A 26536-nucleotide genomic window follows, 5' to 3' on the forward strand; every position below is an offset into this window, starting at 1 on the left:
CGTGCGGATTGTGTTCTTCGGCGCAACCGAAATGGGGTATCGGTGCTGTCGCCAGCTCTTGGAGACGGGGGAGGACATCGTCGGCATCCTCTCCATCCCGCAAGAGTTCCGCATCTCCTACGCGCCCGCGCCGGTCCGGAACGTGACGTTCCGCGATTTCGCCGATCTCGCCGGACGATACGACATCCCGCTCCTGTCTGTGACGGGGAAGATGAGCGACCCGCAGTACGTCACGACGCTCAAGAACTGGCGACCGGACTTCGGCCTTGCGATCGGTTGGTATTACATGATCCCCCGGGCCGTGCGCGAGCTGTTTCCGCTCGGCGTCGCGGGGATCCATGCCTCGCTCCTGCCCAAGTACCGGGGCGGAGCGCCGCTGGTGTGGGCGATGATCAACGGCGAGCGTGAGACCGGCGTGACGCTCTTCCACTTCGACGACGGAGTTGACACCGGCGACGTCATCGCGCAACAGGCGATCGAAATAGAAGCGCACGATACGATCAAGACGCTCTACGAGAAGGCCACCCGTGCGTCGCTCGAAGTCCTGCGCCGACAGATCCCTCTGCTCCGCGAAGGCACGGCCCCGCGGGTGCCCCAGGATCACGAGGCGGCGACCCAATTCCCCCAGCGGCGGCCTGAGGACGGTCTGATCGACTGGAGCAAGAGTCCGGACGAGATCCGCAACTTCATCCGTGCCCAGACAAAACCCTACCCCGGCGCGTACACGCTCATCAACGGAAAGAAAATCATCATTTGGGACGCGGACGTCCTGGACACGCCCGCGGACGCCTTGGCGGGAGGTGCGCGGTGACGGGAGTGCGGTACCGGATTGCCGGCCTGTCCGCCTACAGGGACGAATTGCGGACGATCATGGACCCCCTGCTGGCCGGCGCCGCCAGGCTCGGGCACGAGGCCCGGGCGCTGGCGGCCGGGGAGCCGAGCCGGGTTCTGGCCGCCCTTCGCGCCAAACGGGTTGACTTTTGCCTGCTGACGGGACGCACCGCCTACTACCTTGCGCAGCACGCCCCCGAGCTCCTCCGGGCTTTGCAGGAGGAGCAGGTCCCGTCGGTTGCCCTCTGGTACGACAATCCGCTCCGGTACCTCGACGTGGTTGCGGCCGTCTACGCGGACAACCTCCTTCTGCTGACCACAGCCGACACGAAGTGCGCAGAGGAATTGCGGAGGCTCGGGTTCGCGCGCGCGGCCTACTCGCCGGGCTGCTGCTTCAGCCCAAATTTCCAGCCGGGGTCGCCTACCGAGGACCTTCGCTGCGAGCTCTCGTTCGCCGGCGGCTACATGTCCAGAGACTATTTCGAGACCCGATACCTCCCGCAGCATTTCCGGTCCATGCACGAAATCCTCTTTGGCGACTGCCAAGACGGGACAGGGGAGGCGCTGCGTCGCCTGATCGAGGAGTTCCTGGCTCTCCGGAGAAACACGAGACGGCACGTGGACGTCTACGAGTACCTGCGGGATCGCCTCGCCCCCCTGGAACTCCGGCGCTACTTGCCCGGTTGCTCCCACCTCCTCATGCATTACCAAAAGACCCTGGAGCGTGAACAGCTCTTTGACGCGGTCACGAAAGTGCCCGATGCGACCTTGCACTGTTACGGAGGGGCCGACGTGGTGCTGCGGAAAGGCGACGTCATGGCTTCCCCCTGGAAGCGGGTCGTGTTTCACCCGTCGCTCGATCAGCACACCGATCTGGGCCGGCTCTTCGTCTCGACCGGCATCAATCTGGGGCTCAGTCAGTTCCCCCGCGCGGTCCACCGACGGTACTTCGAAAGCGCGGCCTGCGGAGGGTTCATGATCGGGGAGTACAAGGACGACATCGAGGGATTGTTCGACGTGGGGCGGGAGATCGTCTGCTTCCGCGACTTGGACGAACTCCCCGACCTGATCCGCCACTACCGGAAACGCGACGCGGAACGGGCCAGGATCGGACGTCTGGCCCACGAGCGGAGCGTGAAGCAGCATCAACCCTACCATCGCGTGCAGGCGCTCGTGCCGATCATTGCCCGGGAGCTCGAGCGGTTCCGCGACCTGTACGGCGCCAGGGGAGGCCTATGCACGAAGTGATCTGCTGCCCGGTGTGCCAGGGACGGGCGCGCAAGGAGCTGTTGACGTTTCCCAACGACAAGTACCTGCGTCGCCTGCCCACCAGAGCGGACTATACGGTCCGGTACGCGATCTGCACCGCCTGCGGCTTCGTCTATCAGCCTCAGACCATGGACGAGGCTGAAATGGCCGTTCTGTACGGCGAGAAGTACCGCCTGAGCGAACCGCCGTCAGACTATCTGCGCGGGAATCGCTGCGTCGCCCTGCAGGTCTTTTCCTGGATCGCGGAGCGGACGGGGCTACGGGGGCCAGGTCGGAAGGTGCTGGACATCGGCTGCGCGACCGGCATGTTCCTGCGGCCGTTCACCATGGCTGGCTGGACGGCTATCGGATGCGACGCGGCCTCCTCCTGGATCGAGTACGGGCGGCGCGAGTTCGGCCTGGACCTGCGTGCCGAGTTTTTCACGAAGGACAGCTTTCCGGGGGAGCAGTTCGATCTGATCGTCTTTTCCCACGTGCTGGAGCACGTGCTGGATCCGGCGCCGATCCTCGGCGCCATCCGGGAGAAGCTCGCGGACGGCGGGTTCCTCTTCATCGGCACGCCGAGCATTCTGGCCCCCCGCCGCAAGCTTTATCCGGGTCTGTTCGGGGGAGACCATGTGCGCCTGTTCTCGCCCAGGACGATCAGGGCCTACCTGCGCCGCCACGGGTTCCAGCCCGTCGCGGTCGAGACCCACTCCCCGAGGGGGCTCCGAGCGCTGGCGGTCAAGGCCGAGAGGGCGACGGAACCGGACCTGCGGGACCGGGATGACTGGGGCACGATCATGGCTCTGTACCGCGGACTGTTCAGCCCGTCGGGGGCCTCCTGTCTGGAACGGAACCTGGCCGCGCTCGTTGATCGGCAGGAGCCGGTCCTGGAAGAGGTCTGCCGGCGGTTCGAATCCTGCCCCTACGAGGCCCGATCGGAGGGAACCGAGCCGGACAACGTCCTCATCCGGCGCCGCGACGGAGCGGCGAACTGGCTTTACGGACGGGAAGGGAGCCGACTGCGGGCGAGGCTGTTGCTGGAGCGGGCACGAGACCGGGTCGCCGCGAGCGACGGACCGGTCCTGTTGCGGGGATTCGGCCTCGGACACTTCGCCGAATTGCTGGAAGCCGCCCTCCGTCCCTCGGCAAGCCTTCATATCTGGGAGCCGGATCCGGCCATGCTCCTGACCGCGCTGAGAACCAGGGATCTCACCAACCTTGTGCGGTCGCCCCGGGTGACCCTGCACGTCGGGGCCTCCGTGGATTTTCTGGAGACCCTTGCAAGCGAGAAGGGAGGAGGCCCGCTGAGGAGCCTGTTGGATCCGCAGAGCCCCTCCACTCGCGATCCGTTTCACGAGGAGCTGCCGTTTCTGTTCAAGGACCAGCAGCCGTCCGGGTCGGCCGCGTCACATTCCGCGGTCTGCTCCGCCACATGACAATCGAGAAAGGGCTTCGCGATGAAACAGACACGCTGCTTGATATGCCGCTTCGACGACGCCGAGCTGCTGGGCCAGTTTCCATACGATCCCTACCACCGGCACCTGGACCATCTCAAGGACGTGCCGGCGACCTACGTCGTTTGCAGGAACTGTAGCTTCGTCTATACGAACCCGATGCTGGAGCCGGAGGAGCTGGCGGTCCTCTACGGCGAGAAGCTGCGGCCAAGCCGTCCCGACGAGGCCTACCTCAAGGCGAACCGGAAGGTGTACCAACGGCGGTACCAGTGGATCGCCAACGAACTGGGCCTTCCGAGCCAGGAGCGGCCGACGCCCTCGATTCTGGAAGTGGGCTGCGCCGCCGGGGTCGCCCTCTCGGTCTTTCGCGAATACGGCTGGCGCACGACCGGGATCGAGCCGGCCGACACCTTCGCTGCCCACGCCCGCGAATCGTTCGGGCTGAACGTCCAGACCGGCTTCTACGGACCCGGCTCGTTCGAGGGGCGGCAGTTCGACCTCATCATGTTCTCCCAGGTCCTGGAGCACGTGCCCGATCCCGACTCGCTCCTGACCCAGGCATCACGCAATCTCACGGACGACGGACACATCTTCATCGGGGTCCCGACGCTCATGCGGCCCCTGAGGCCGGTCCACCCGATGACGCTTCAGGCCGTCCACCTGTGGATCTTCTCGCTGCCGACTCTGACCGCGTTGCTCGAGCGGAACGGGCTGGAACCAGTCGCCCATTCCTACGATGCCAAGGGGCTCCTCGTGCTGGCCCGAAAGTCGTCGCTCGTCGCTCGTCATTCGTCCCTCGTCACGGCTTCTGACGCCCATCACCCGTCACCCATCATCGTTTCCGACAGCGCCGAGCGCGTCACCCGGTATTTCCGCTGGTTCACGGAGGAGGACAGCCTGTACGCCCGCAACCTGGCCGCACTGAAGGGAGGGGACCGGCAGAACACGAGATCTCCGGACCTGGATGGAGACCTCTCCACCATCACCGTGGAACAGTCGCCGGAGGGCTGGCTGAACCTCTGCGAACGTCAGGGCGGGAGGGAGCGGCGGCTCTACGCCTCCGATCCCCGGGAGGCGGCCAGAAAGCTGGCCGGACAGTTGGATCCGGGGATCGAGGGGGTCGTGGTCGTGCTCGGGCTGGGATTGGGCTACCTGGCCGCCGAGATTCTGGGCAAGTTGAGCCGGGGCCACGTCCTCATCCTCTGCGAAGCGGACCCCAGGGTCTTCCGCGCCGCCATGTTCCACCAGGACCTCACGTCCCTCTTCAACGATCCCCGCGTCCACGTGATCGTCGGAGACGACCTGGCCCGGCTGGACTACGTCCTCGGGCTCAGCAGCAAGGCCATGTACGTGGCGGACAAGATCCACGTCGTGAAGTGCGGGGCCAGCAAGAAGTGGCAGGAGGACCTCTACGCGCGCATGGCCGAGCGGGTGCAGGAGCGGATGAAGGTCCTGGAGATCAACCGGAACACGATCGGGGGGCTGGGCCTCCGCATGATGGCCAACACGCTGGAGAACGCGCACCTGATCATGGACATGCCGGGGGTGGCCCGGTTCGAAGGGCTCTTCAAAGGGCTGCCGGCCATCGTCGTGTCGGCGGGGCCGTCGCTGGAGAAAAACTTCCATTTGCTCAAGGAGGCCAAGGGTCGGGCGGTGATCATCGCCTGCGACACGGTGCTCCGCATGCTCGTGCCCAACGGGATCGTGCCGGACGTCACGATCACGGCCGATCCGCACGAGGCGACCTACCGGAAGTTCCGGGACCTGCCGATGGACCGGGACTCGATCCTCGTCTGCCATCCGGCCAACTACCCGGACCTCTTCCGGACCTTCAACGGCCGCCGGTTCACGACCGGGCCGCAGCTCGCCATCTACCGGTTCCTGAGCCGGTTCTGGAAACCGAAGGGACGGATTGACCACAAGACTCAGTCCAGCGCGCACCTGGCCTTCAACTTCGCCACGCTGATCGGGGCGGACCCGATCATCTTCATCGGCCAGGACCTCTGCTACTACGACAACAAGAAACACGCAGGGAACCTGACCAAGGGCAGCCCCTTCGAGGCCAAGGGCGGGCTGAGGGAGCATGAGCCGGCGACGGACATCCTGGGGCAGCCGGTGGAGACCACCGTCCTGTTCCAGAGCTTCAAGGTGATCCTGGACGACATGGTCCGGGAGTCCCCGGCGCGGGTGATCAATGCGACCGAAGGAGGGCTCGGGATCAAGGGGGCGGAGGTCATGACGCTCAAGGACGCGATCGCCTCCTGCTGCCCCCCGTCGCCCATCGGGATCGCGGAGCGTTTCGCCTCCGTGTCCGGCGACCAGCCGGACGAGACGGATCGAAGAGGGCTGATGGAGGAAGTCCGCCGCATCCACAGGGAGGCCAGGGAGACCCTCGCCGTCGTGCGGAAGATGCTCACCTACGTCCGCCGGGCCGACCGGGTCATCAAGCGGGGGAAGGAGGACAGCGCCAGGGCCCGCTACCTGTCCGAGCTGGCCGAGAGGCAGAGCCGGGCCATGGAGGGACGGCAGGAATTGATGGCCCTGCTGGTCGAGGGGGCCTACTTCCTCGAGCTCTACATGTCTCGCGAGGAGGTCCTGGCCATTGACGAGATCCCCGATCCCAAGGAGCGGTTCCGGAAACAGATCGGTCGGGCGATGAAATATTACACCGGGCTCCAACAGGTGCTGGAGCCCTTCTGCGACGGAACCGGAGAACTCCTCGAACGGCTGGAAGAGTTGGACCGCCTGAAGGAACTCCCGAGCCGGACCGTCCCGGAACGGCTGGCGATCGCCAACCGGCTCAAGCGCCTGATGGATTACCCCCGGGCCAGAGATCTGTACGAGGAGATTCTCAAGGAGGAGCCGGAGCAAATGGAGGCCCTCTTCCATCTGGGGGACATCCTCTACCGTTGCCACAGGCCCCACGAGGCCCTGCCCTTGCTCAAGCGGGTCGCGGCGAACAATTCCAGCTACATGAACGTGCAGGACGTCATCAGACGATGCCGGGAGAAGGCGGATACCTGGGAAACCAAGACAGGGGAGGCCAAGGCCGTGATGGCTTCCGTGCCGGCTCTCTCCGAGGGGGAGATGGCGCTTCGGCAGGGACAGTTCTATTGGCGCGCGACGAACCGGGAGCGCGCCAAGCAGAAATTCGCGCGGGCGATGGAAGCCGCCCCCGCGCAATCCGACGTCTACCTGGTGCCGGCCCGGCTCTTTGAGGAAGCGGGGCTGGCGGAGGAGGCGCTGGCGGCGCTGGAACGAGCCTTGACCGCCTGTCCGGGCGAAGTCTGGCCATTGAAGGCATTGGGGTTGTTCGCTCTGCGCTACGGCCAGAGGAGCCAGGCGGAATCCTTTCTGCTGGCGGCGGTGCAGATGGATCCGAACGTCGGAGAGGAGGCGGGCGATGCGCTCGTCCAGGCCGGCGCCTTCCTGGCCGCCGGCGAGTGCTATGAGCAGGCCCTGGCCCGGGACCCATCCAACGGGTCCCTGACCGTCAAGGCCGCTTGGGCCTATCAGCGGGCGACCGAGTCGTCCGCCCTCGCCTTGTCCGGGAGGCAGGCATGACGCTGGTGGCGGACCCTCTCAAGCTGAAGCATCGGCCCGACGCGTCCCTGGCTTCGGTCAACGTGGACGGGCTGTACCCGAACATGAGCCCCAGCGTCTTCCGGACTCTCCAGGACAGGATCGCCGGCATTCCCACGCCCAGGATCGTCGAGATCGGCATCGGAATCTCCACCTACCATCTGTGCAAGCAGCTGATGGAAAAGGGGGGCACGTACCTGGGCATCGAGCACAACCGGAACTGGTTCGACATCGTCGAGGCCTGGATCGGCCGGCTCCTGGCCGGCCGCGCCAAGCAAGCGCCGGTCGAGCAGCGGCGGGTCGTCGGTCCGTTGCAGCCCAAACACTATCCGAAACCCCTGCTCTACGTGGACTCGACCTTCCGGGCCGGCCCGCTCACGGTGACGCTGCTCCTGCGCCAGGCCGCGAGCCAGACCGGGGACGGAACAGCCGAGGAGTTCCACGAATACCTGGAGGCAGTCGCCGGTCCGGCCGACGTGATCGTCGTGGACGGGCGCGCCAGAATCCCGGCGTTGAAACGGATCGCCGAAACCTCCGTGCTGGCGCCGGGGGGGATTCTCTTCCTCCACGACGCCAAGGGCTACAAGGACCAGGTGTCCTCCCTGTTTCCCGGAGGGGTCCTGTTGGAGGGCCGTGGCGGGTTCAAGAACGCCCTGAGACCGGAGCAGATCGCGGTGAACGTCGTTCCGGAGGAAGCTTACCTCTGGCAGGCTCCCGCCGAGATCGGAGAACAGGATGGGTGAACAGGCTGCGCTCCAGGACAGGCCAGGCGTGAAGATCCTGTTGAACATCCCGAAGGGGCAGATGGTGGAGTTCTGCCCGTGGATCAGAACAGGGTCCCTGGAAACCCGCCTGCTCGTGACCGACCTGGTCCACACCTTGGGCCGGCAGACTGGGCCGGTGAGCGATAAGTGGCGGCGCCGACTCGCGGTCTGGGCCCGGAAGGAGCGCGTGGTGGACCAGCTCGCCGCCGACGGCACACCGCTGGCCCGCTTCACCAAACGGCTCGAAGAAGGGGAAATCTGGCGTCTATCATTCGGGACGACAGCGGGTTCGACATCCGAATATGGCCTGCTGGTCGTCACCGGGCCCCATGCCCTGTGTCATTTCCAGCTCGTCGGTCCCCGCACCTTCGCGACCTGCCACAGCCGACGGTATCCGCAGATGGCGCCGCGGCTCGCGCATCTGCGGAGCATCCCCGTGCCGAACCATCCGGGTTACCGGCTCTGGCTGTTCCTGATGAACCGCGGGGAGGGCGCCAACGACATCACACTGAGCCGCACGCGGGGGAACGGGCGGGGCGAGGCCACGACCGTCACGCTCCCGCCTTTGGGGTGCCGGCTCGTCTGCCTGCACCGCCTCTTCAAGACCGTCGGCGAAGGGCCGGCCTGCGAGCGGGTGTTCGTAAAATCCGTCTATCCCTACGACCTCTACACGCTGATCGAGAGCGGGTCAGGGCCTGACGGGGCCTTGTCCATCCAGCACATCAAGTGAGGCGGCGATGGCGCAACGGCGGATGCTCTTTGCGACTTTCTGGATGCCGGGCGCGAAACAGTACGTGGAGCTCGTCCACCCTCAATGGCGCTTCGCGCACTGTGGAATCACGGCGCTGCGCACGTCCCTCTACGCGGGGGACGGACGCGAGGTGGCGGTGCGGGATCTGCCGCTGGAGGATCCGGTGATCGCCCTGGATGCGGTCTTTTCAGCCCCCGGTGATACGGCGATGGTCCTCACGGACGTCGCCTACGAGCTGAAGGGAAAGAAACACCCTTACCAGTACGGGTTCCTCTACCAACCGGCTTCCGGGGCGACCCCGATCCACTATCCGCTCGACATCGCCCTCGGCTTGACCGACGCGATCCGCTATTCCCCCAACTTCGGGTACTTCCCCCTGGGTCCCCTGCCGCCCTGGCTGGGCGTCAGGCTCTACTTGGGCAACGTCTCCGAGCACGCGTCAATCGAACCGGAGATCACGTTGGTGGCGGCGAACGGATGCCGCACGATCCCGACCGTTCTGCCCCCCCTGTCCCATCGGATCGTCGAGCTCCCCGTCGGGGACGGAGCCGAGCCGATCGAGTACCTGACCGTTGGAGGGCCGGCGAAGCCCATCTGCTACGTCGCCGGCGTGGATCGCCGGACCGGAGCGCTGACGTTCCTGGAGCACCTGATGCAAACCCACAAGCTGGATGCGTAAAGTGCGAAGCGTCGCTCGTGAAGCGCATCTCGCTTGCGAACGGCGAATGACGAGGGGGCCATGCCGCGCGACATGCTCTGCTACTGCCTGAACCTGAGCTACGACGACGTGCGTCGCCTGTGGGAGGACGGCTATTTCCGGCGCGAGTCCGAGCACCATCCCGGGCTCTATTGCACGAGCTGCCGGGGGGATCTGGCTTGGCTTCTGCGCCGGCTGGAATCGGGATCGCCGGACGATCCTGCGCATTGATGTTCGTTGCTGGCCGATGAGCACGCGAGGGAACGTGACCGGACGGGAGTTCTTAAGTCGTGAGGACGGGCCTCCGATAGAAGGGATGCTCGCAAGGTCTCCGCGGAGGGAGGTGATGGACGCGGGGTGGAGCGGACAGGCCGGCGGGCGCACGGTTCACGCAAGGATGCAACCGACCTAACTTCAAGGAGGATCTGTCATGGCACTCACAGTCAATACCAACCTGGCCAGTATCAACGCCCAGCGCAACGTCGGCGCGAACAGCAACGAGCTGGGCAAGGCTCTGGAGCGGCTCTCATCCGGCCTCCGCATCAACCGGGCGGCCGATGACGCGGCCGGTCTCTCCATCGCGACCAAGTTGCAGGCGCAAGTGCGCGGGCTTCAGCAGGCGGCCCGCAACGCCAACAACGCGATCTCGCTGGTGCAGACGGCGGAAGGCGCGCTCAACACCAGCACCAACATTCTCCAGCGGCTCCGTGAGCTGGCGGTGCAGGCGGCCTCCGACGACAACACGGCCGGCGACCGCAGCACGTTGAACGCGGAAGCCACGCAGTTGGTGGCGGAGTTGACCCGCGTGGCCAACACGGCGGAGTTCAACGGCGCGAACCTCCTGGACGGCTCCTACACCGGCAAGGTGTTCCAGATCGGCTCCGGCTTCGGCCAGACCATCTCGTTCGACATCAGCGACGCCCGGGGCAAGGCCCTCGGCAAGCGCGCGACGTTGACGACCGACCTGACCGACGGGGCCAGCAACGCGCTCAGCACCGGCAACATCACGGCCGGTCAGGTGAAACTCAACGACACCAACATCGTCACCGACAAGTCCGACGACACGGTCTCCGTGTTGGAGATCAAGGGAACGTTCACGACCGGCGGGTCAGTCGCGTCGGTCGCGTGCGGCGTCACCACCGGCAGCGCGTTCCTGATCGTGGGCAACGGCGCGACCACCGCGACGGTGCTGGTCGGGGCCTACAGCGCGACGACCGGCGCGTCCGTGGCGTGTTTGATCACCGGCGTGATCAGCACAGTCAACACGAACCTCGGCCTGGCCAGCGTGGTCGGCGTGAAACTGCGTGGAGCCGGCACGACGACCGCGTCTTCCTACCTGGTCGTCACGGCCACCGGCGGGCGGAACCTGACCCTGTCGGGGACGACAGGCACGTCCGGCATCACCGACATCGGCGTGATCCTCGGCACGGAGTTCTATTCGGCCAGCTACGTGAGCACGACCACGACCGGCATCACCACGTACAACGGCGAGACCTCGGCGATCGCCAAGGCCGCGGCGGTGAACGCGGTGAAGAACAGCACGAGCGTGAGCGGGTCCGCGGAGGCGACGAAAGTGACCGGGAGCAGTGCGATCACGGCCGCGACGCTGAGCGCCGGAGACTTCTACATCAACGGCGTGGACATCGGCGCGGTGACGGTCGTCGCCAGCGACGGCGACGGCGCGCTGGTCTCGGCGATCAACGCCCAGACCACCAACACCGGGGTGTCGGCTTCAATCACGAAGGACGGCAAGCTGGTGCTGGAGGCGAAGGACGGCCGCAACATCGCGGTGGACGGGGCTTCGGCGGTTGCGACCGCGGTCGGGCTCACGTTCAGCAACGCGGCCAACGTGCAGCGCGGCCAGTTGACGCTGAACTCCAAGGACGCGATCGTGATCGACGGCTCCGCGGTGAGCCGTCTGGGTAACGTCAGCGGATCCGCCTTGACCGCCAGGACGGTGACGGTGGACTCCACGAACCGGGTGAGTTCGCTGAACATCTCCACCCAGTCCGGGGCCGCAAACGCGATCCTCTCGATCGACGCGGCCATCGATCAGATCAACGCGACGAGGTCCACGATCGGCGCCGTCCAGAGCCGGGTCCAACTGACGATCCAGACTCTGAACACGGCGGCCGAGAACCTCGCGGCGTCGGAATCCCGGATCAGGGACGCGGACTTCGCGCTGGAGACCGCGAAGTTCACGAGGGCCCAGATCCTGGTCCAGGCCGGCACGGCCATCCTGGCCCAGGCCAATAACTCGCCTCAGATCGCTCTTCAGCTCCTGGGGCGGTAATTGGTTCGGGAGCGGTAACAAGGAGGGGGGGCGCAGGCTCCCCCTCCCCACTCCGATCGTCGAGTGGGGTGAGCCATGAGCAACCAAGTTGAACCAGTAGGAAACGGCGCTCCGGTCATCTCCGGGGTCTCTGCCCCGGCGGCTCCGGCGACCCCGCCTCCGGCCCCTGCGGCCCAGGCAGCCGACCCGGGGCAGGTCGCGGAGCTGACACAGCAGCAGAAGGCGGCGGTGGAAGCGGCCGTGGAGGAGGCGAACCGCGCCCTGGAGTCGGCGGCGCCTTCCATTCGGCTGAGCCTGGACGGGGAGACCAATCAGGTCGTGGTGCGGCTGATCGACCAAAACACCGGCTCCGTCATCCGGCAGATTCCCTCGGAGGAGGACCTGGCCATCGCGGCACGGCTGCGCGATCTCGTCGGGGTCTTTTTCAACCAGCAGATCTAGCTGCGAATGCGGAACGCTGAACGATGAACGTTGAACAGGGGGCCGCTGCGGCTGGCCCGTTCATCATTCTGCATTCGGCATTCGCCATTCGTCTGAGCGCCTAGGAGCAAGCATGGGCATCACCTCTTCGGCGGGGCTGGTTTCGGGAATCAAGTTCGACGACCTGATCGCGAACCTCTTGCAGATCGAGCGACGCCCGATCGCGCTCCTTGAGGAGAAGAAGGCGGATTTCCAGGCGAAAAGCGCCGAGTTGAGCAACCTGAGCATCCAGCTCAGCTCGCTGCGCGGCAAGGCCAGCGCCCTGTCCGCGCTGGCGAACTTCAACAACAACAAGGTCTCGGCAACTAAATCCTCCACCGGCGTCGAATTGTTGACGGCCCAGGTTGACCGCACGGCCGTGCCGGGCCAGTATCAGGTGAAGGTCAACCAGCTCGCGCAGACGCACTCGCTGGCCTCCCAGGGATTTGTGGACCAGAGCACGACCGCCGTGGCGAGCAGCGACGGCACCCTCACGTTCAAGGTCGGCGCCGCCGGCAAGACGACCAGCGTCTCGGTCACCACGTCCACCACGCTCGTGCAGCTCCGCGATCTGATCAACGCCGCCGACGGAGACGCGACGGCCTCCATCATCAGCGACGGTTCCGGGTCGAACCCGTACCGGCTCGTGCTCACGGCCAAGAACGCCGGCGCCGCGAACACGATCACGATCTCCAGCAACCCCACGACCCTGGATTTCACGAACAAACAGGTCGAGGCAGCCTACGCCGCCACCACGAACAGCTTCACCGGGACCGTGTCCTCGAACTCGGGCAACAACTACACGGGCACCACGAACAAGACCTTCCTGGTCAAGATCGTGACGGCCGGCGCCGCTGGCGCCGCCACGTACAAGTACTCGACGGACGGCGGGATCAACTGGCTCGGGGCCAACGGCGCCGCCTACACGGGATCGAACGCGATCACGACTCAGGGGAGCCTGACGAACTACGTGGACGGGGCCGCCTCCTCCAACTCGACGAACGAGGGGGTGCAGATCGCGTTCGGGAGCGGAACCCTGGCGGCCGACGACACGTTCACCGTGGACGTGTTCAATCCCACGCTCCAGTCGGCGCAGGACGCGGTGATTCAGGTCGGGAACCTGACCTTCTCCAAAACCAGCAACACGATCGCGGACGCCATCCAGGGCGTCACGTTGAGCCTTCTGAAAGCCGACAGCAGCGAGACGATCACGGTCGGCGTGACCGCGGACTCCTCCGACATCAAAGCCAGGGTCAAGGAGTTCGTGTCCGCGTACAACGAAGCGCTCAAGTACCTGAACGACCAACTGTCCTACGATCCCAAGAACCCCAAACCCAAGCCGCTCCTGGCCGATAGCACCGCGCTGAGCCTCCAGCGGCGGATGCAAACCCTGATCACCTCCGCGGTGCCGGGGGCCAGCACCGACATCAACAGCCTGAGCAAGGTCGGGATCACGTCCAACAAGAACACGGGACAGTTGACGCTGGACGAAACCAAGTTCGACGCGGCCGTGGCCAAGAGCCTCCGGGACGTCACGCGCCTGTTCATCGGCCTCGGCGTGCCCAGCCACTCCACGATCGAATACGTGAGCAAGACCGGTTCGACTCAGCCCGGCACCTATTCGATCGAGGTGACCACGGTGCCGACGAAGGCCACGATCACCGCCGGCTCCGCCGTGCCGGACGCGGGCATCACGTCCGCCGAGACGATCACGGTGAGCCTCTACTCCAACGCGACCTCGGCCACCGACACCCCGATCGCGACCAGCGTCTCCTTCGCGGCCGGCAGCAAGATCAGCGACATCGTGAACGGCTTGAACAGCGCGTTCGCCACGGACGGCATCGCCGCCAGCGCATCCAACAGCAGCGGCACGCTCAAGATCACCGCCACCAACTACGGAGACGACTACAAGCTCGTCGCGTTTTCCAACGTGGCCGCCGCCAATCAGTCCGGGATCGGCACGACGACCCTGACCTCGACCGGCGTGGACGTAGCCGGACGGATCAACAGCCACCCGGCCACGGGGGTGGGCGAGGTGCTCACGAGCGATTCGGGGTTCGGCGAAAGCGGGTTGAAGATCAAGGCTCCGGTCACCGCGGTCGGGTCCTACGGCACCGTGACGGTATCCTCCGGGATCGCGGACCGGATGGCCGACCTGCTGGAGTCGGCGGTCAAATCCACGGGCACGATCCAGACCCGCGTCAACGGGCTGGGGGAATCCATAGCCCAGATTGACAAGGACATAACCAGGAAAGCAACGGAACTCATCCGCAAGGAGGCGGCGCTGCGGGAGCAGTTTGCACGGCTGGAGACCTTGCTCGGGCAGTACCAGACCCAGAGCCAGAGCCTTACCAGCGCGCTCGCCGGGCTGCAGAACTTGGCGACCATCATCAGCAAGAAGTAGCGAGGAGGCATGCGCTCGGAGCGGCTCGCTGCTTGCCGGAGGAAGGAGACATTCATGCTCGCGACACAGCAGATCCAATCCTACCGCCAAAACCAGGTCCAGCACGCCTCGCCGGTCGAGCTCGTCGTGCTCCTGTACGACAAGGCCATCCTGCTCCTCAAGACGGCCGCGGCCCACCTGCACGACCGCAGGGTCCGGGAGAAGTGCCAGGCCCTCTGCCAGGCGGTGGACATCATCACGGAGTTGCAGGCCGTGCTCGACAAGGACCGGGGCGGCGAAATCGCGGCGAAGCTCAACGCGCTCTACACCTACATGCTCGAGCGGTTGACGAGGGCGAACCAGGAGAACGACGACCGGCTGATCCTGGAGGTCGTTCGGCTCCTGGAGGAGCTGCAGCAGGGCTGGCGCGGCCTGGCCCAATCCTCTCCGTCAGCCGACCGGGGATTGCCGGTGGGCCGATCGCAACCGGTGACGGCGTAGGGATAATTCGATGGAGACCCAAGGGGAAAGCGTGGCCACGGCTGCGGCAACCAAGCCCCCGGCGAATGCGTTGAACGGTCACGCAGACCGGCTCGATCACATGATCCACCTGATCCGGCAGGCTTCCGAGGAGATGGGAAAGCGGAATCACCTGGCGACCGGCATCGCCCTGCATCGGGCGCTGGCGGTGCTGGGGGAGCTCCGTCGCTCTCTCAGCGGAGAGATCGGGTTTGAAGGGCTCTGTGGAACCCTGCAGCACGAGCTGGTGCGGGGTTATCGGGAACGGCGCGTGGACCGGATCGAAGACGTCGAGCGGATTCTGGACGAGCTGCGCAGCAGGGACGCGGCCCGATCCGGGGCGGCGCGGTAGGGACGGGCGATGGAAACGCTGTCCGCCGACATGGCCGATCTGGAAACTCAGTACCGGCACCTCATCGCCCTGCTGGAACGGAGCGCGCTGGCACTGGATCGGCAGGACCTCACGGCCGTCGAGGCGGCGAGCCGGGATTCCGGGCCCCTGCTCGAAACGATCCGCCTGGCCAGCACGCGTCTCGAGCAATCGGCCGGGACGACCGGATCCGACACGGGGTTGGCCATCCGGCTCGTCGAGCTCAACCGGCTGGCGCGCGAGGCGCTCGCAGGCATCACGCGAAACCAGAACCGCCTCGCCCGCTGGTTGGAGCAGACGCAGGGCGAGCTAGGCGTTCTGAGCAGGGAAGTGGCGACCCTGGCCGGATACGCCGGAGCGACCGGCGAGCCAGACGGGTGGCTCAGCACGAGGGCCTGACCCGCCCGGCGCGAGCGGGCAGAGGGAACGGTCATGAGCATCCAGTTCAGCGACATCCACAATCTGGTGCGGACGTATCAGCGGGTGCTGAATCTGGACCAGCCGGACCCGGTGAAGTCCCGTGCGAAAACCGCGGATCCGGAGGACCGGGTCTCCATCTCCCTCGAGGCACGAGGGCTTCAGCATGCCCGCCGTGACGCGGAGGGCCGGGACGACGTCCATGATTCTCCCCCGGTCCGGTAGGCCGCCGAGCGCGTACCCGTCCGGAAACCGGGCAGGATCGGGAAAGGACTAGGCAAAAGTTGCAGGCCCCTGGCCGGGCCTGCGGTCCACTGGACAAGCGGTAGTCCCGGTTCCCCTAATATCCCCTCGGTAAGGCCAGCCATCCCCCGCCATTTTCCGCCCAGCGCGCTGGCACGCTCCTTGCCGGATTTCCTCGCGTCGGGCACAACCTGCCTACGTAAGGAGCGCGGAGGGAGGCACCGTGGGCGACACCGTGGAGCAGCAGGCGCAAGTTCTCGTGGTCGGCAAGTTGGCGTTGACGCGCCAACTGCTCCGCCGGCAGGCTGCCGAGGCCGGCTACGAAGTTCGGACCGCGCGAACGATCGCGCAGGCGCTGGGGCAAGCGGACCGTTGCCCGGCCGAAGCGTTGATCTGTCACGTCCAAGGCACCGGTGCCTCCACCATGCGCCTGCTCGGTCAGTTGCGCGAGCGGCAAACCGACGCCTGTCTGATTCTGGTCGGGCCGGACCATGGGGCGGAGCGGACCGCGGACCTGCTGCGGGCCGGAGCCTTCGATTACTTGACGATCCCGATCCAGACCGACCGGCTCAAGCAATCCTTGCGGCAGGGGCTCGAGACCCGACGCTCCTTCATCCAGGTCCGCGAACTGTCCGAGCAGCTCCGGACCGCCAACCACGATCTCGCACAGGAGCGGGACAGTCTCAGACAGTGGAATCGCAACCTCGTAGCCTTGAACGACCTCATCCAGACCATCGCCGGCACGCTCGATCCGGACGAGATCGTGCGCACGGTGGGAGCCAAACTCCGCCAGGTCCTCGACATCCAACTGCTCGGCATCCTCTGGCTCCAGCCCCAGCGGGTGTGGGTGGAGGCCCCGGCCATCCGGGACCAGCAGGTGGTCGAACAGACGACGGCGTTGCTGCTGGCCGAGGCATCGACGGGGTGCTCCGGCGACCCAACCCCCGGATCCTCCGGCCACGTCCTCGACCTCCCGCTCATGGCCGCGAAGGAACGGGTGGGATTGATGCGCCTCCAGCGGGAGCGGGGGCGGCCTTTCGACGGAGCGCAGGTCGAGTTCATCAAGGCGATCACGACCTCGGTCGCTCTGGCGCTGCGCAACGCCGAGGCGCACTGCCACGTCCAGACCCTGGCCATGACCGACGGGCTCACCAACCTGTTGAACCGGCGCGCCTTTGCCAACATCCTCGCGCGCGAGTTCCGGGAGGCCGAGCGGTACCGCACCCCGCTCTGCCTCATCATGGCGGACGTCGATCATTTCAAGGGGGTCAACGACCAGTTCGGTCACCCGATCGGGGACCGCCTGCTCCGGGAGGTGGCCACAGTGATCGGACAGGCCATCAGGGCCGTGGACGTGCTGACCCGCTTCGGGGGAGAGGAGTTTGCCATCATCCTGCCGCGGACCGACGTGACGCAGGCGGCCATCCTCGCCAACCGCATCAGGGAACGGATCGAACAGTACCGGTTCCTCGTGAACGGCGCCCGTGTCGGCCTCACGGCCAGCATGGGGCTGGCCCAGGTTCCGGATCCGCACATCGCGACCGTCGACGAGTTGGTGTCCACGGCCGACGCCGCGCTGTATCAGGCCAAGGCGCTGGGCCGCAATCGTATCGAAGTGAGCCGGGTGGACGGGGAGGCGGCGGCCCGCACGGCCCTGTACCACGCCGAAAACGCCGGCGTCGGAAACGCCGGAGCGAGGTGTTGACGTGAGAGGGAATCCAACCGCCACGGACTGGAAGGGCCGGAGCCCCGTCAGCAGCGACGACCGGCGAGAGTTGCTGCGCATCGACGATCAGGTGATGCTGGAGTACTGGCTGAACGGGGAGACGGCCAGCGGGCACACGGGCGAGCCGGCCCAGGGCATCCAGGAAGCGATCAAGGCCTTCATCGCGAGGCCCACCTCGGACCTGCTGGCCCGCTCGCAGGGGAACGAGGCCGAAGCCCTCCTGGTCCCCTGGCTGATGAAGATTGATTGGGCGCTGGAGCTGGTGCTCCAGGCCGTGGCGCGTCTCAGCCCGGGGGGACTGGCGATCCCGCACTTGACCGACGTGAACATCAGCGGCGGGGGCATCTGCTTTGAAGCGACGCACCAGCTCAACCCGGGGGAATTGATCGAGCTGCGGATCATCCTCCCGCCCTTCACCCCCATCAGGACCCAGGCCGAGGTGGTGCGGGCCACCCCGAAGGGGACGCGCTGCACGGTGGCGGCCCGCTTCACCACGATTACGTCCGAGGATCGGGAGCGGCTAATCCGCCACATCATCAACCTGCAGGCCGAGCGCCTTCGCGCCAGGAACCGGAACGCCGCCTACCCAGGGATGAGGCCGGGGGACCCGTGAGGCCGGCGACGACCGGAGGACCCGCCCCGCCCTCAAGTTTTCCCCCCTTCAACCGATAACTGGGATGTCATGAACAACACACTACCGACAACAACCGCGGCGATTCACGACGGCCCCCCGCACCAGGAATCCGACATCCTGACGGTCATCGAGGTGGCCCAGTTTCTCCGAGTCCCCAAGTCGACGGTCTACAAGCTGGCCCGGCTGGGCGAGCTGCCTGCGTCCAAGATCGGGAAGCACTGGCGCTTCCTCCGACGGGATATCCAGGAGTGGATGCACGACCGGTCGAGCCAGGGAATCGAGCACCCTCGCGCCGTCGCTTCAGGCGTCCGCTGACCGCCGGCGGCGGCCCGACAGGTGAAACGACGTGAGCGGGCCGGCCCGGCGGCGTCCCCGCACGGCCAGTCCAGCGTCACAGCAGGTGTCATGCATGGGGATGGAGTTGAACACGACGACCTTCAAAGAGATCAGGAACCTGATCTACGAGCAGACCGGCATCTTCTTTCAGGACAACAAACGATATGTCCTGGAGGGACGCCTGCTGGGCCGCCTCAAGGAGCGGAACTGCAGTTCGTACGAGGATTACTACAACCTGCTCCGATTCGACGCCTACAGGGATCGGGAGCTGACGACCCTCTACGACCTGGTCACCACCAACGAGACGTTCTTCTACCGAGACCTGCCCCAGTTGCAGGTCTTCACCGACGTGATCGTGCCGGCCGCCATGACCGCCAACGGGGGGAGCCAGCAATTGCGCATCTGGAGCGCGGCCTGCTCCACCGGCGACGAGCCGTACACGCTCGCGATCATGCTCCTGGAGCAACCGGCCCTCGCCAAGTGGACGATCGAGATTCTGGGCAGCGACATCAGCGAGGCGAACCTGGCCGCCGCGCGCCGTGGGATCTACGGCCGGTACGCCGTGCGCAACGTCCCTCCGGCTCTCCTGAGGAAGTACTTCCGGGAAGAGGGCGGGCAGTACGCGATCGCGGAGCCCGTCAAACGGTTGGTGAAGTTCATCAACCTCAACCTGTACGACGCCGCGCGGATGAAGCTGATCCGCGGCATGGACGTGATCTTCTGCCGGAACTGCCTGATTTACTTCGACGACAAAGCCAGGCGAAAGATCGTCAAGGAGTTTCATGACTGCCTCAGACCGGGCGGGCACCTCGTCATCGGGTTCTCCGAGACGCTGCACCGCGTGTCCGACTGTTTCAAGCTTATCCAGGGGCACCGGTCGGTGGTCTACCAGAGGGTCTGAGAGACCCGCCCGCGATCCGGAGAGCGGGCGGCATATCACGTCAGAAGGAGGGATGGGCAATGCCGGCTGATCTGACCATGAAAGTGATGGTCGTGGACGACATGTCCACGATGCGGCGCATCGTCAAGAACATCCTCAAGCAGCTCGGGTACGCGAACATCGAGGAGGCCGAGAACGGCAAGGAGGCCCTGGACAAGCTCAAAGGCGAATCCTTCGGGCTGGTCGTCTCGGACTGGAACATGCCCGTGATGACCGGGATTGACATGCTCCGCGCGATCCGAGCCGACGAGTCGCTGAAGCACATTCCGGTCCTGATGGTCACCGCCGAAGCGCAGAAAGAAAACATCGTCGAGGCGGTGCAGGCCGGCGTCAGCAACTATATCGTGAAGCCGTTCACCGCCGAGTCGCTCCAGGAGAAGCTGAACAAGATCTTCAACTGATGGGCGTCAGGCGGTTTCCCAAGGAGAACGGGTTGTCGGTTGAAAGGAGGCTGTTGTGAGCGATCTGGACCAGGGGCTTTTCCACCGCATCGTCGAGGTCAGCCGGTACATCGACGAGACGGTTCAGAAGCTTTCCAAACTCGACATGCCCGCCCAGATGTCGGCCGGGCAGTTGCCCCAGGCCTCGAAGCACCTCTCCGACCTGATCCGGATGACCGAGGAGGGCACGCACCGGGTCATGGAGCTGGCCGAGGAGATCCAGGGCACCCACGCCAGCGTCGCGACGGCGCTCGATGCGCTTGGGAGCGCGCTCGCCGGCGCCAAGCGCGGCAAGGGCTACGTCGAGCAGGTCGGAAAGATCAAAGACATGCTCGTACAGGACGACAAGCGGCTCCTCGACATCATGACCGCGCTGTCGTTCCAGGATCTGGCCGGTCAGCGCATCAAGAAGATCATGACGATTCTGGACGACGTCCAACGCCGGCTGCTGGAAATGGTCGTCGTGTTCGGGGGGTATCAAACCGGACCGGGGCAACGGGGGACGACGTCCGCCGACGAAATGCTGCGGCAGCTCGACGCATCCAAGACAAGCGCCCAGAACCAGGATCTCGTGGACCAGATACTCGGTCAATTCGGACGTCACTAGTCTTGAGGCGTCCGGCTGGAGGCACGGCCATGAACGATGAAATGGCGGAAATCCGCAACGACTTCCTGGCGGAAGCCCAGGAGATGATCGAACTGCTCGATCAGCGCTTCATCAGCCTGGAGGCGGATCCGACCAACACCGACTTGCTGAACGAAATCTTCCGGGCGATGCACAGCATGAAGGGGTCGGCCGGCTTCCTCGGGTTCGCCCGGCTCGTGGACGTGACCCATCGGGCCGAGAACATCCTGAACAAGCTGCGTCAGGGCGACATGGCGGTGACGCCAGAAGTGATCACCGTGATCCTCGAGGCGGTCGACGTCGTCAAGCTCCTCATGCAGGACATCCGGGAGTCCGGCACCGACGAGCACACCGAAACCGAGGCCATGTCCCAGAAGCTGGATCAAGTGCTGGCCGGACGGCCGGCGGGCGGCGCCCAGGCGCACGCGCCGGCGGAGCCGGCTCAGCCCGCACCCGCTTCCGAGGCCCCGGCAGAGTCCGAGCCCGTCCCTTCCAAGTTGGGGGAAATTCTCATCAACGAAGGGGCGGTCACCAAGGAGCAGGTCATCGAGGCGCTGGATCGGCAGGAGCGCAAACCGCCCCTGGGGGAGATCCTGGTCCAGTCGGCGGCCATCACCGAGAGAACGCTCGAAGCCGCGCTGCAGAAGCAGGAGAAGCAGGGCAAGCCGGCCAAAGGGGAGGAGGACCAGACCGTCAGGGTGGAGACGCGCCGGTTGGATTCCGTGATGAACCTGGTCGGCGAGCTCGTGCTGGGCCGGAATCGCCTGATGAAGATCGGGACCGGCATCGAGCAGGCCCACGAAAACGATCCGCTCGTCCGGGAGCTGGGCGAAACCCTCGCGCAGCTCAACCTGGTGACGACCGACCTCCAGTTGGCCGTGATGAAGACCCGCATGCTGCCGATCCGGAAAGTGCTGGGAAAATTCCCGCGCATGGTGCGCGACCTGTCGCAGAAACTCGGCAAACAGGTTCGGCTGGAGGTGCAGGGCGAGGACACGGAACTCGACAAGTCGGTCGCGGACGAAATCGGCGATCCGCTCGTCCACCTCGTGCGGAACGCGGTGGACCACGGGATCGAATCGGTGGCCGACCGCCACAAGTCCGGCAAACCGGTGGAAGGCGTCGTGCGCCTGGTGGCCTGTCAGGAAGGCAACAGCATCGTGATCCGGATCGAAGACGACGGACGCGGGCTGCAGATCGAGAAGATCAAGGCCAAGGCCCAGTCCAAGGGACTCGTGTCGCCGGCCGAACTCGCCGTCATGGAGCCCAAGGAGATCATGAACCTGATCTTCTTGCCCGGCTTCAGCACGGCCGACCAGGTCACCGACGTCTCGGGACGGGGCGTCGGCATGGACGTCGTCCGTACCAACATCCGGCGCATCAACGGCACGGTGGAAATCGAGTCGCAACCCGGGAAGGGCAGCGTGATCACGATCAAGCTGCCGCTCACGATCGCGATCATCCAGGCCCTGCTCGTCGAGGTCGAGCGGGCCACGTTCGCGATCCCGCTCGGGTCGGTCATCGAGGCCGTCAAGATCACGAGGTCGGACATCAAGGCGATCAACGGGCGCGAGGTCTTGAACCTGCGCGAGCGCGTGCTGCCGCTGTTCCGCCTGGCCGAGGAGTTCTGCATCCCGTCGGACAATCAGCAGGAAATTTTCTACGTCGTGGTGGCGGGTCTGGGCGACAAGCAGGTGGGCGTGATCGTGGACCGGCTCCGCTCCCAGGAGGAGGTCGTGATCAAGTCGATGGGGGACTACATGGCCGAGATCAAGGGGATCGCCGGCGCGACGATCACCGGGGAAGGCAAGGTAGTTCTGATCCTGGACATCGCGGAGCTGGTGGAGAGCGCCAGAATGGGATGGGCGGCCGGGGCGACCGCATGAGCCGTGAAACGTGACGCGTAAACAGTTAGCGGAGGCCAAGATGTCGACCTTGATCAAGGAAGTGGATGCGCGGACCAGGCTCGCCGGGGCCAACCAGATGGAGTTGCTCCTGTTCCACATCGGGACCGACGAGGTCTTCGGGATCAACGTCTTCAAGGTCCGCGAGGTCATGAAGCTGCCGACGCTGACCCGGGTGCCCGAGGCCGACCCCCGCATCGAAGGGGTGGCCAACATCCGGGGGACGACCGTGCCGGTCGTCGGCCTGAAGCAGATGCTGGGGATCGGGGAGATCGAAGCTTCCCAGGCAGGGGGGAGCGGGAACCTGATCATCACCGAATACAACATGAGCCTGCAGGCGTTCCACGTGGCGGGGGTGGACCGCATCCTGCGCATCTCCTGGTCGCAGGTCAAGCCGCCTCCGGCCCTCGTCCGGGATTCGGCCAAGGGGGGCGCCGTGACCGCCGTCACGATGCTTGACGACGGGCGCATGGTGCTCATTTTGGACGTCGAGAAGGTTCTGGCGGACATCTCCCCCAGGTCCGACGACGAAGTGTTCGCGGGAGTCCAGGTCGAGACCGGATTGAAAACCAAGCGCGTGCTCTTCGCGGACGATTCGCTGGTCGCGCGGACCCAGATCCGCAAGACGCTCGAGCGATTGGGCATGGACTACCTCCAGGCCACCACCGGGCGCGAGGCGTGGGAGCAGCTCCAGGCGCTGGCGGAGAAGGCCTCGATGGAGGGCCGGGCGATCCGGGACGAAGTCCAGTTGGTGTTGAGCGACATCGAGATGCCCGACATGGACGGATTCACCCTCACGAGACAGATCCGGTCGGACCCGAGGTTTGCCAACGTTCCCGTCGTCCTCCATTCGTCCCTCACGGGCACCTGCAACGTCCAGAAGGGGAAGGGAGTCGGCGCGACCGACTACGTGACCAAGTTCGACCCCAAGGTCCTGCGGGAGACGATCCTGCGCTACTGTTGAGCGACGGAAGGAGCCGCCATCGTGGGTACGGCAGCACCGATCAGAGTCCTGGTCGTGGACGACTCGGCGTTCATGCGGAAGGCCATCTGCAGCATGCTGGCCAGCGACCCGCGGCTCGCCGTCGTCGAAACGGCGCGCAACGGAGAGGAGGCCATCCAAAAGGTGGCCGAGCTCCATCCCGACGTCATGACGCTCGACGTGGAGATGCCGGGCATGAACGGGCTGGAAGCGCTCCGGAAGATCATGGAGATCCGGCCGCTCCCCGTCATCATGGTCAGCTCTCTGACCGAGGAGGGGGCACAGGAGACGCTCACCGCGCTCGATCTGGGGGCCGTGGACTACATCTCGAAGCAACTGGACGGAGTCTCGACGAACATCACCGCAATCCAGCAGGAATTGATCGGGAAAGTGATTGCGGCCGCCGGAACGGCGGGAAAGATCAGTCGGCCCCGGAACGGCGTCCTGCGCAGCGTCCCGCCGCTCGCGCTCAGCGCGGCGACCGTGAATGCCACGCGGGGCTCCAAAGTCGTGGCGATCGGATGCTCCACCGGAGGACCCAAAGCGCTCCAGGAGCTCCTGCCCCGGTTTCCCAAGGACTTTCCCGCCGGGGTCCTGATCGTGCAGCACATGCCGAAATACTTCACGAAGCCTTTTGCAGAGCGGATGAACCAGCTCTGCCAGGTCGAGGTGCGGGAGGCGGCGGACGGCGACTTGGTCACGAGCGGCGTGGCCCTGGTCGCACCGGGCGGGCTGCAGATGCGCGTGGCGCGGAAAGGGGCGCTCGAGGTGGAAGTGAAGCTCTCCCCCAACGTCGAAGGATTGCTCCACACCCCCTCGGTGGACATCTTGATGCAATCGGTGGCCGAGGTCTATCCCGGTCGCGGAATCGGGGTGATCCTGACCGGCATGGGCCACGACGGCCTGGAGGGGATGAAGGCCATCAAGCGGGCCAACGGGAGGACGGTGGCCCAGGACGAGGCGAGTTGCGTGGTCTACGGAATGCCCAAGGCGGTCGTGGACGGCGGGTACGCCGACAAGGTCGTCCCGCTGCCCCACATCGCCGGCGAAATCGTGAACATGATCTGAGCCAACGTCAACGCGCATTCAACCAGGCAAGGGTGCCGGCGGGACACGCGCCGAGCCTGTTTTACTCACGGAGGAGGAGCGTATGTGGTCTCAGTTGAACAAGATGCGAATCGGGCCCAAGTTTCTGCTGATGGTCGTCGCCAGCGCGGCGATCGTGACCGGGGCCGGGCTGTACTTCGTGTACCAGCAGGAACAGGGCAAGATCATGATGATGCTCGAAGGCCGGGCCAAGGTCATCCAGGCCCAGGTCGAGGTCACCCGGGCCTACATCGCGAAGAACTACGTGGCGAAGATCAAAGGCTCGAAAGTCGGCGCCGACATCGTCGTCACCAAGGATCACCTGGAGAACGCCCAGGCCATTCCGCTCCCGGCCACGGCCACGAGAGAGATCAGCGAGGAACTGGGGCAGAAGGGGATCTTCGTCGCGCGGCTGGTCAGCGCCACGCCGCTGAACCCCGCCAACTTGCCGAAAGACGCCTTCGAAGCCGACGCCGTCAAGGCGATCATGGGCGGGGCCGATTCCTACGAGAGGACCGAGGAGTCCGGCGACAAGCTGACGTTCCGCCGGGCGACCGCGGACAAGGCGACGATCGCGGCCTGCATCGGCTGCCACCAGGGCAAGCAACTCGGCGACGTGCTGGGCGTGCTGTCGATTTCGCTGCCCGTGAACGACATCAAGGCCGCCTCCAACGCGTCCATGCAGCGGACGAGCCTGACGATCGTGGCTGTGGTCCTGGCCACGCTCCTCACCATTTACGTGCTGCTCAGGATCCTGATCATCAGACCGCTGGCGGCCATGACCTCGATCTCCCGCGACATCGCCGAAGGGGAGGGCGACCTGACCAAGCGGGTGCCGGTGAACGGACGGGACGAGATCGCGGAGCTCGGCGGCTGGTTCAACGTCTTCATCGAAAAGCTGCAGGCGATGATCGGGAAGGTGGCGCACGTGACCGACAAGGTGGCCTCGGCGTCGGTGGAGCTCTCCGCGACGGCGGAGCAGATGGCCAAGGGCGCCGACAGCCTGACCTCCCGGACCGCCCAGACCGCGACCGCGGTCGAGGAGATGAACGCGACGGTGGGGGAGGTGGCGCAGAACTCCGGCAAGGCGGCCACGATGGCGCAGGAGACCGTGCAGACGGCCAAGACGGGCCGCGAGGTGGTCGGCGAGACCATTTCGGGCATGCAGCAGATCTCCGAGGCGGTGACGCAGTCGGCCTCCATCATCTCGGCGCTCGGGAAGTCCTCGGACCAGATCGGCGAGATCGTGCGGGTGATCGAGGACATCGCGGACCAGACCAACCTGCTGGCCCTGAACGCCGCGATCGAGGCGGCCCGGGCCGGGGAGCAGGGCCGCGGGTTCGCGGTGGTGGCCGACGAGGTCCGCAAGCTGGCCGAGCGGACGACGAAGGCGACCAAGGAAATCGGGGACATGATCCGCCAGATCCAGCAGGACACGAAGGGGGCGGTGGCCTCGATGGAGGAGGGGACGCAGAAGGTGGTGGGCGGCGTCTCGTTGGTGAACAAGACCGGCGAGGCGCTGGCGACGATTGCGGAGCGGGTGACGCAGACTGCGGACATGATCCGGCAGATCGCGGTGGCGGCGGAGGAGCAGTCGGTGGCGACCCAGCAGATCTCCGGTGACCTGGAGACGGTGGCGAAGGTCTCGAAGGAATCCGCGAGCGGGGCGGCGGAGTCGGCCAAGGCCAGCCACGACCTGAGCCTGCTCGCCACCGAGTTGCAAAACATCGTGGGCGGGTTCAAGATTGCTTCCGCCGAAAGGAAAGGCGGGGGCCCGAGATACTAAGCTTCTATCAGGGCCTCAACACGCGCGTTGCAGGGCAGGAGGGGCGCAACGGGAATCGGC

Annotated in this window: 25 protein-coding genes; all 25 read left to right on the forward strand. The window is 65.7% G+C overall.

The genetic code is table 11. The features are described from left to right. Position 1: 1 nt before the first annotated feature. Positions 2-811: a methionyl-tRNA formyltransferase gene (locus AB1411_02210; GenBank protein MEW6542404.1), complete on the forward strand. Its 810-nt coding sequence runs from the start codon at positions 2-4 to the stop codon at positions 809-811. Then, a complete protein-coding gene (locus tag AB1411_02215) occupies positions 808-2079 on the forward strand; it encodes a glycosyltransferase (protein ID MEW6542405.1) in 1272 nt (423 codons plus the stop codon). Before AB1411_02210 ends, AB1411_02215 begins: the two co-directional genes overlap by 4 nt. Continuing rightward, positions 2067-3521: a class I SAM-dependent methyltransferase gene (locus AB1411_02220; GenBank protein ID MEW6542406.1), complete on the forward strand. Its 1455-nt coding sequence runs from the start codon at positions 2067-2069 to the stop codon at positions 3519-3521. The genes AB1411_02215 and AB1411_02220 overlap by 13 nt, the downstream gene beginning before the upstream one ends. A gap of 21 nt (positions 3522-3542) precedes the next feature. Further along, positions 3543-7103 (forward strand): 6-hydroxymethylpterin diphosphokinase MptE-like protein, encoded by a 3561-nt coding sequence (locus AB1411_02225; protein ID MEW6542407.1) that lies wholly within the window; start codon positions 3543-3545, stop codon positions 7101-7103. Continuing rightward, on the forward strand, positions 7100-7864 hold the full coding sequence (locus tag AB1411_02230; protein MEW6542408.1) for a class I SAM-dependent methyltransferase: 765 nt from the start codon (positions 7100-7102) through the stop codon (positions 7862-7864). The genes AB1411_02225 and AB1411_02230 overlap by 4 nt, the downstream gene beginning before the upstream one ends. Next, positions 7857-8615, forward strand: coding sequence for a hypothetical protein (locus AB1411_02235; protein ID MEW6542409.1), 759 nt, complete (start codon positions 7857-7859; stop codon positions 8613-8615). The genes AB1411_02230 and AB1411_02235 overlap by 8 nt, the downstream gene beginning before the upstream one ends. Before the next feature lie 7 nt (positions 8616-8622). Further along, on the forward strand, positions 8623-9315 hold the full coding sequence (locus tag AB1411_02240) for a hypothetical protein (protein ID MEW6542410.1): 693 nt from the start codon (positions 8623-8625) through the stop codon (positions 9313-9315). A 60-nt stretch (positions 9316-9375) separates the two neighbouring features. Further along, positions 9376-9564, forward strand: coding sequence for a hypothetical protein (locus tag AB1411_02245; GenBank protein ID MEW6542411.1), 189 nt, complete (start codon positions 9376-9378; stop codon positions 9562-9564). A 199-nt stretch (positions 9565-9763) separates the two neighbouring features. Further along, positions 9764-11626 carry a flagellin gene (locus AB1411_02250; protein ID MEW6542412.1) on the forward strand — a complete coding sequence of 621 codons (1863 nt, stop codon included), beginning with the start codon at positions 9764-9766 and terminating at the stop codon, positions 11624-11626. Positions 11627-11701: 75 nt separating this feature from the next. Further along, a complete protein-coding gene (locus AB1411_02255) occupies positions 11702-12067 on the forward strand; it encodes a flagellar protein FlaG (protein ID MEW6542413.1) in 366 nt (121 codons plus the stop codon). Between the two features lie 112 nt (positions 12068-12179). Next, positions 12180-14489, forward strand: a complete 2310-nt coding sequence (gene fliD / locus AB1411_02260; protein MEW6542414.1) for a flagellar filament capping protein FliD — start codon at positions 12180-12182, stop codon at positions 14487-14489. Between the two features lie 54 nt (positions 14490-14543). Then, positions 14544-14969: a flagellar export chaperone FliS gene (gene fliS, locus AB1411_02265; protein MEW6542415.1), complete on the forward strand. Its 426-nt coding sequence runs from the start codon at positions 14544-14546 to the stop codon at positions 14967-14969. A gap of 100 nt (positions 14970-15069) precedes the next feature. Next, entirely contained in the window at positions 15070-15339 is a 270-nt protein-coding gene (locus tag AB1411_02270) for a hypothetical protein (protein MEW6542416.1), read from the forward strand. 9 nt (positions 15340-15348) lie between these two features. Continuing rightward, positions 15349-15756, forward strand: a complete 408-nt coding sequence (locus AB1411_02275) for a hypothetical protein (protein MEW6542417.1) — start codon at positions 15349-15351, stop codon at positions 15754-15756. A gap of 33 nt (positions 15757-15789) precedes the next feature. Continuing rightward, complete coding sequence (locus AB1411_02280) at positions 15790-15999, forward strand: hypothetical protein (GenBank protein ID MEW6542418.1); 210 nt, start codon at positions 15790-15792, stop codon at positions 15997-15999. 241 nt (positions 16000-16240) lie between these two features. After that, positions 16241-17722 carry a diguanylate cyclase gene (locus AB1411_02285; GenBank protein MEW6542419.1) on the forward strand — a complete coding sequence of 494 codons (1482 nt, stop codon included), beginning with the start codon at positions 16241-16243 and terminating at the stop codon, positions 17720-17722. Position 17723: 1 nt separating this feature from the next. Beyond that, positions 17724-18356 carry a PilZ domain-containing protein gene (locus AB1411_02290; protein MEW6542420.1) on the forward strand — a complete coding sequence of 211 codons (633 nt, stop codon included), beginning with the start codon at positions 17724-17726 and terminating at the stop codon, positions 18354-18356. Between the two features lie 69 nt (positions 18357-18425). Next, positions 18426-18692 carry a helix-turn-helix domain-containing protein gene (locus tag AB1411_02295; GenBank protein MEW6542421.1) on the forward strand — a complete coding sequence of 89 codons (267 nt, stop codon included), beginning with the start codon at positions 18426-18428 and terminating at the stop codon, positions 18690-18692. Between the two features lie 94 nt (positions 18693-18786). Continuing rightward, a complete protein-coding gene (locus tag AB1411_02300; GenBank protein MEW6542422.1) occupies positions 18787-19614 on the forward strand; it encodes a protein-glutamate O-methyltransferase CheR in 828 nt (275 codons plus the stop codon). Between the two features lie 77 nt (positions 19615-19691). Next, positions 19692-20054, forward strand: coding sequence for a chemotaxis response regulator CheY (locus AB1411_02305; GenBank protein MEW6542423.1), 363 nt, complete (start codon positions 19692-19694; stop codon positions 20052-20054). A 55-nt stretch (positions 20055-20109) separates the two neighbouring features. Beyond that, the gene (locus AB1411_02310; protein MEW6542424.1) at positions 20110-20700 is read left to right on the forward strand and encodes a protein phosphatase CheZ; all 591 of its coding nucleotides are present in this window, start codon (positions 20110-20112) and stop codon (positions 20698-20700) included. A gap of 29 nt (positions 20701-20729) precedes the next feature. Then, on the forward strand, positions 20730-22604 hold the full coding sequence (locus AB1411_02315; GenBank protein ID MEW6542425.1) for a chemotaxis protein CheA: 1875 nt from the start codon (positions 20730-20732) through the stop codon (positions 22602-22604). Between the two features lie 40 nt (positions 22605-22644). Beyond that, entirely contained in the window at positions 22645-23586 is a 942-nt protein-coding gene (locus AB1411_02320) for a chemotaxis protein (protein ID MEW6542426.1), read from the forward strand. Between the two features lie 21 nt (positions 23587-23607). Further along, positions 23608-24672, forward strand: a complete 1065-nt coding sequence (locus tag AB1411_02325; GenBank protein MEW6542427.1) for a chemotaxis response regulator protein-glutamate methylesterase — start codon at positions 23608-23610, stop codon at positions 24670-24672. Between the two features lie 82 nt (positions 24673-24754). Further along, positions 24755-26476: a methyl-accepting chemotaxis protein gene (locus AB1411_02330; GenBank protein MEW6542428.1), complete on the forward strand. Its 1722-nt coding sequence runs from the start codon at positions 24755-24757 to the stop codon at positions 26474-26476. The last annotated feature ends 60 nt before the right edge of the window (positions 26477-26536 follow it).

The sequence above is a fragment of the Nitrospirota bacterium genome (assembly GCA_040757595.1).
Taxonomy (GTDB): Bacteria; Nitrospirota; Nitrospiria; order Nitrospirales; family Nitrospiraceae; genus JBFLWP01.

Coding starts and splice junctions, on each gene's coding strand:
- fliD (MEW6542414.1), top strand. CDS start 12,180: ATGGGCATCACCTCTTCGGCGGGGCTGGTTTCGGGAATCAAGTTCGAC.
- AB1411_02280 (MEW6542418.1), top strand. CDS start 15,790: ATGAGCATCCAGTTCAGCGACATCCACAATCTGGTGCGGACGTATCAG.
- AB1411_02230 (MEW6542408.1), top strand. CDS start 7,100: ATGACGCTGGTGGCGGACCCTCTCAAGCTGAAGCATCGGCCCGACGCG.
- AB1411_02225 (MEW6542407.1), top strand. CDS start 3,543: ATGAAACAGACACGCTGCTTGATATGCCGCTTCGACGACGCCGAGCTG.
- AB1411_02250 (MEW6542412.1), top strand. CDS start 9,764: ATGGCACTCACAGTCAATACCAACCTGGCCAGTATCAACGCCCAGCGC.
- AB1411_02315 (MEW6542425.1), top strand. CDS start 20,730: ATGAACGATGAAATGGCGGAAATCCGCAACGACTTCCTGGCGGAAGCC.
- AB1411_02255 (MEW6542413.1), top strand. CDS start 11,702: ATGAGCAACCAAGTTGAACCAGTAGGAAACGGCGCTCCGGTCATCTCC.
- AB1411_02295 (MEW6542421.1), top strand. CDS start 18,426: ATGAACAACACACTACCGACAACAACCGCGGCGATTCACGACGGCCCC.
- AB1411_02300 (MEW6542422.1), top strand. CDS start 18,787: ATGGGGATGGAGTTGAACACGACGACCTTCAAAGAGATCAGGAACCTG.
- AB1411_02240 (MEW6542410.1), top strand. CDS start 8,623: ATGGCGCAACGGCGGATGCTCTTTGCGACTTTCTGGATGCCGGGCGCG.
- AB1411_02320 (MEW6542426.1), top strand. CDS start 22,645: ATGTCGACCTTGATCAAGGAAGTGGATGCGCGGACCAGGCTCGCCGGG.
- AB1411_02275 (MEW6542417.1), top strand. CDS start 15,349: ATGGAAACGCTGTCCGCCGACATGGCCGATCTGGAAACTCAGTACCGG.
- AB1411_02270 (MEW6542416.1), top strand. CDS start 15,070: ATGATCCACCTGATCCGGCAGGCTTCCGAGGAGATGGGAAAGCGGAAT.
- AB1411_02235 (MEW6542409.1), top strand. CDS start 7,857: ATGGGTGAACAGGCTGCGCTCCAGGACAGGCCAGGCGTGAAGATCCTG.
- AB1411_02330 (MEW6542428.1), top strand. CDS start 24,755: ATGTGGTCTCAGTTGAACAAGATGCGAATCGGGCCCAAGTTTCTGCTG.
- AB1411_02220 (MEW6542406.1), top strand. CDS start 2,067: ATGCACGAAGTGATCTGCTGCCCGGTGTGCCAGGGACGGGCGCGCAAG.
- AB1411_02245 (MEW6542411.1), top strand. CDS start 9,376: ATGCCGCGCGACATGCTCTGCTACTGCCTGAACCTGAGCTACGACGAC.
- fliS (MEW6542415.1), top strand. CDS start 14,544: ATGCTCGCGACACAGCAGATCCAATCCTACCGCCAAAACCAGGTCCAG.
- AB1411_02305 (MEW6542423.1), top strand. CDS start 19,692: ATGAAAGTGATGGTCGTGGACGACATGTCCACGATGCGGCGCATCGTC.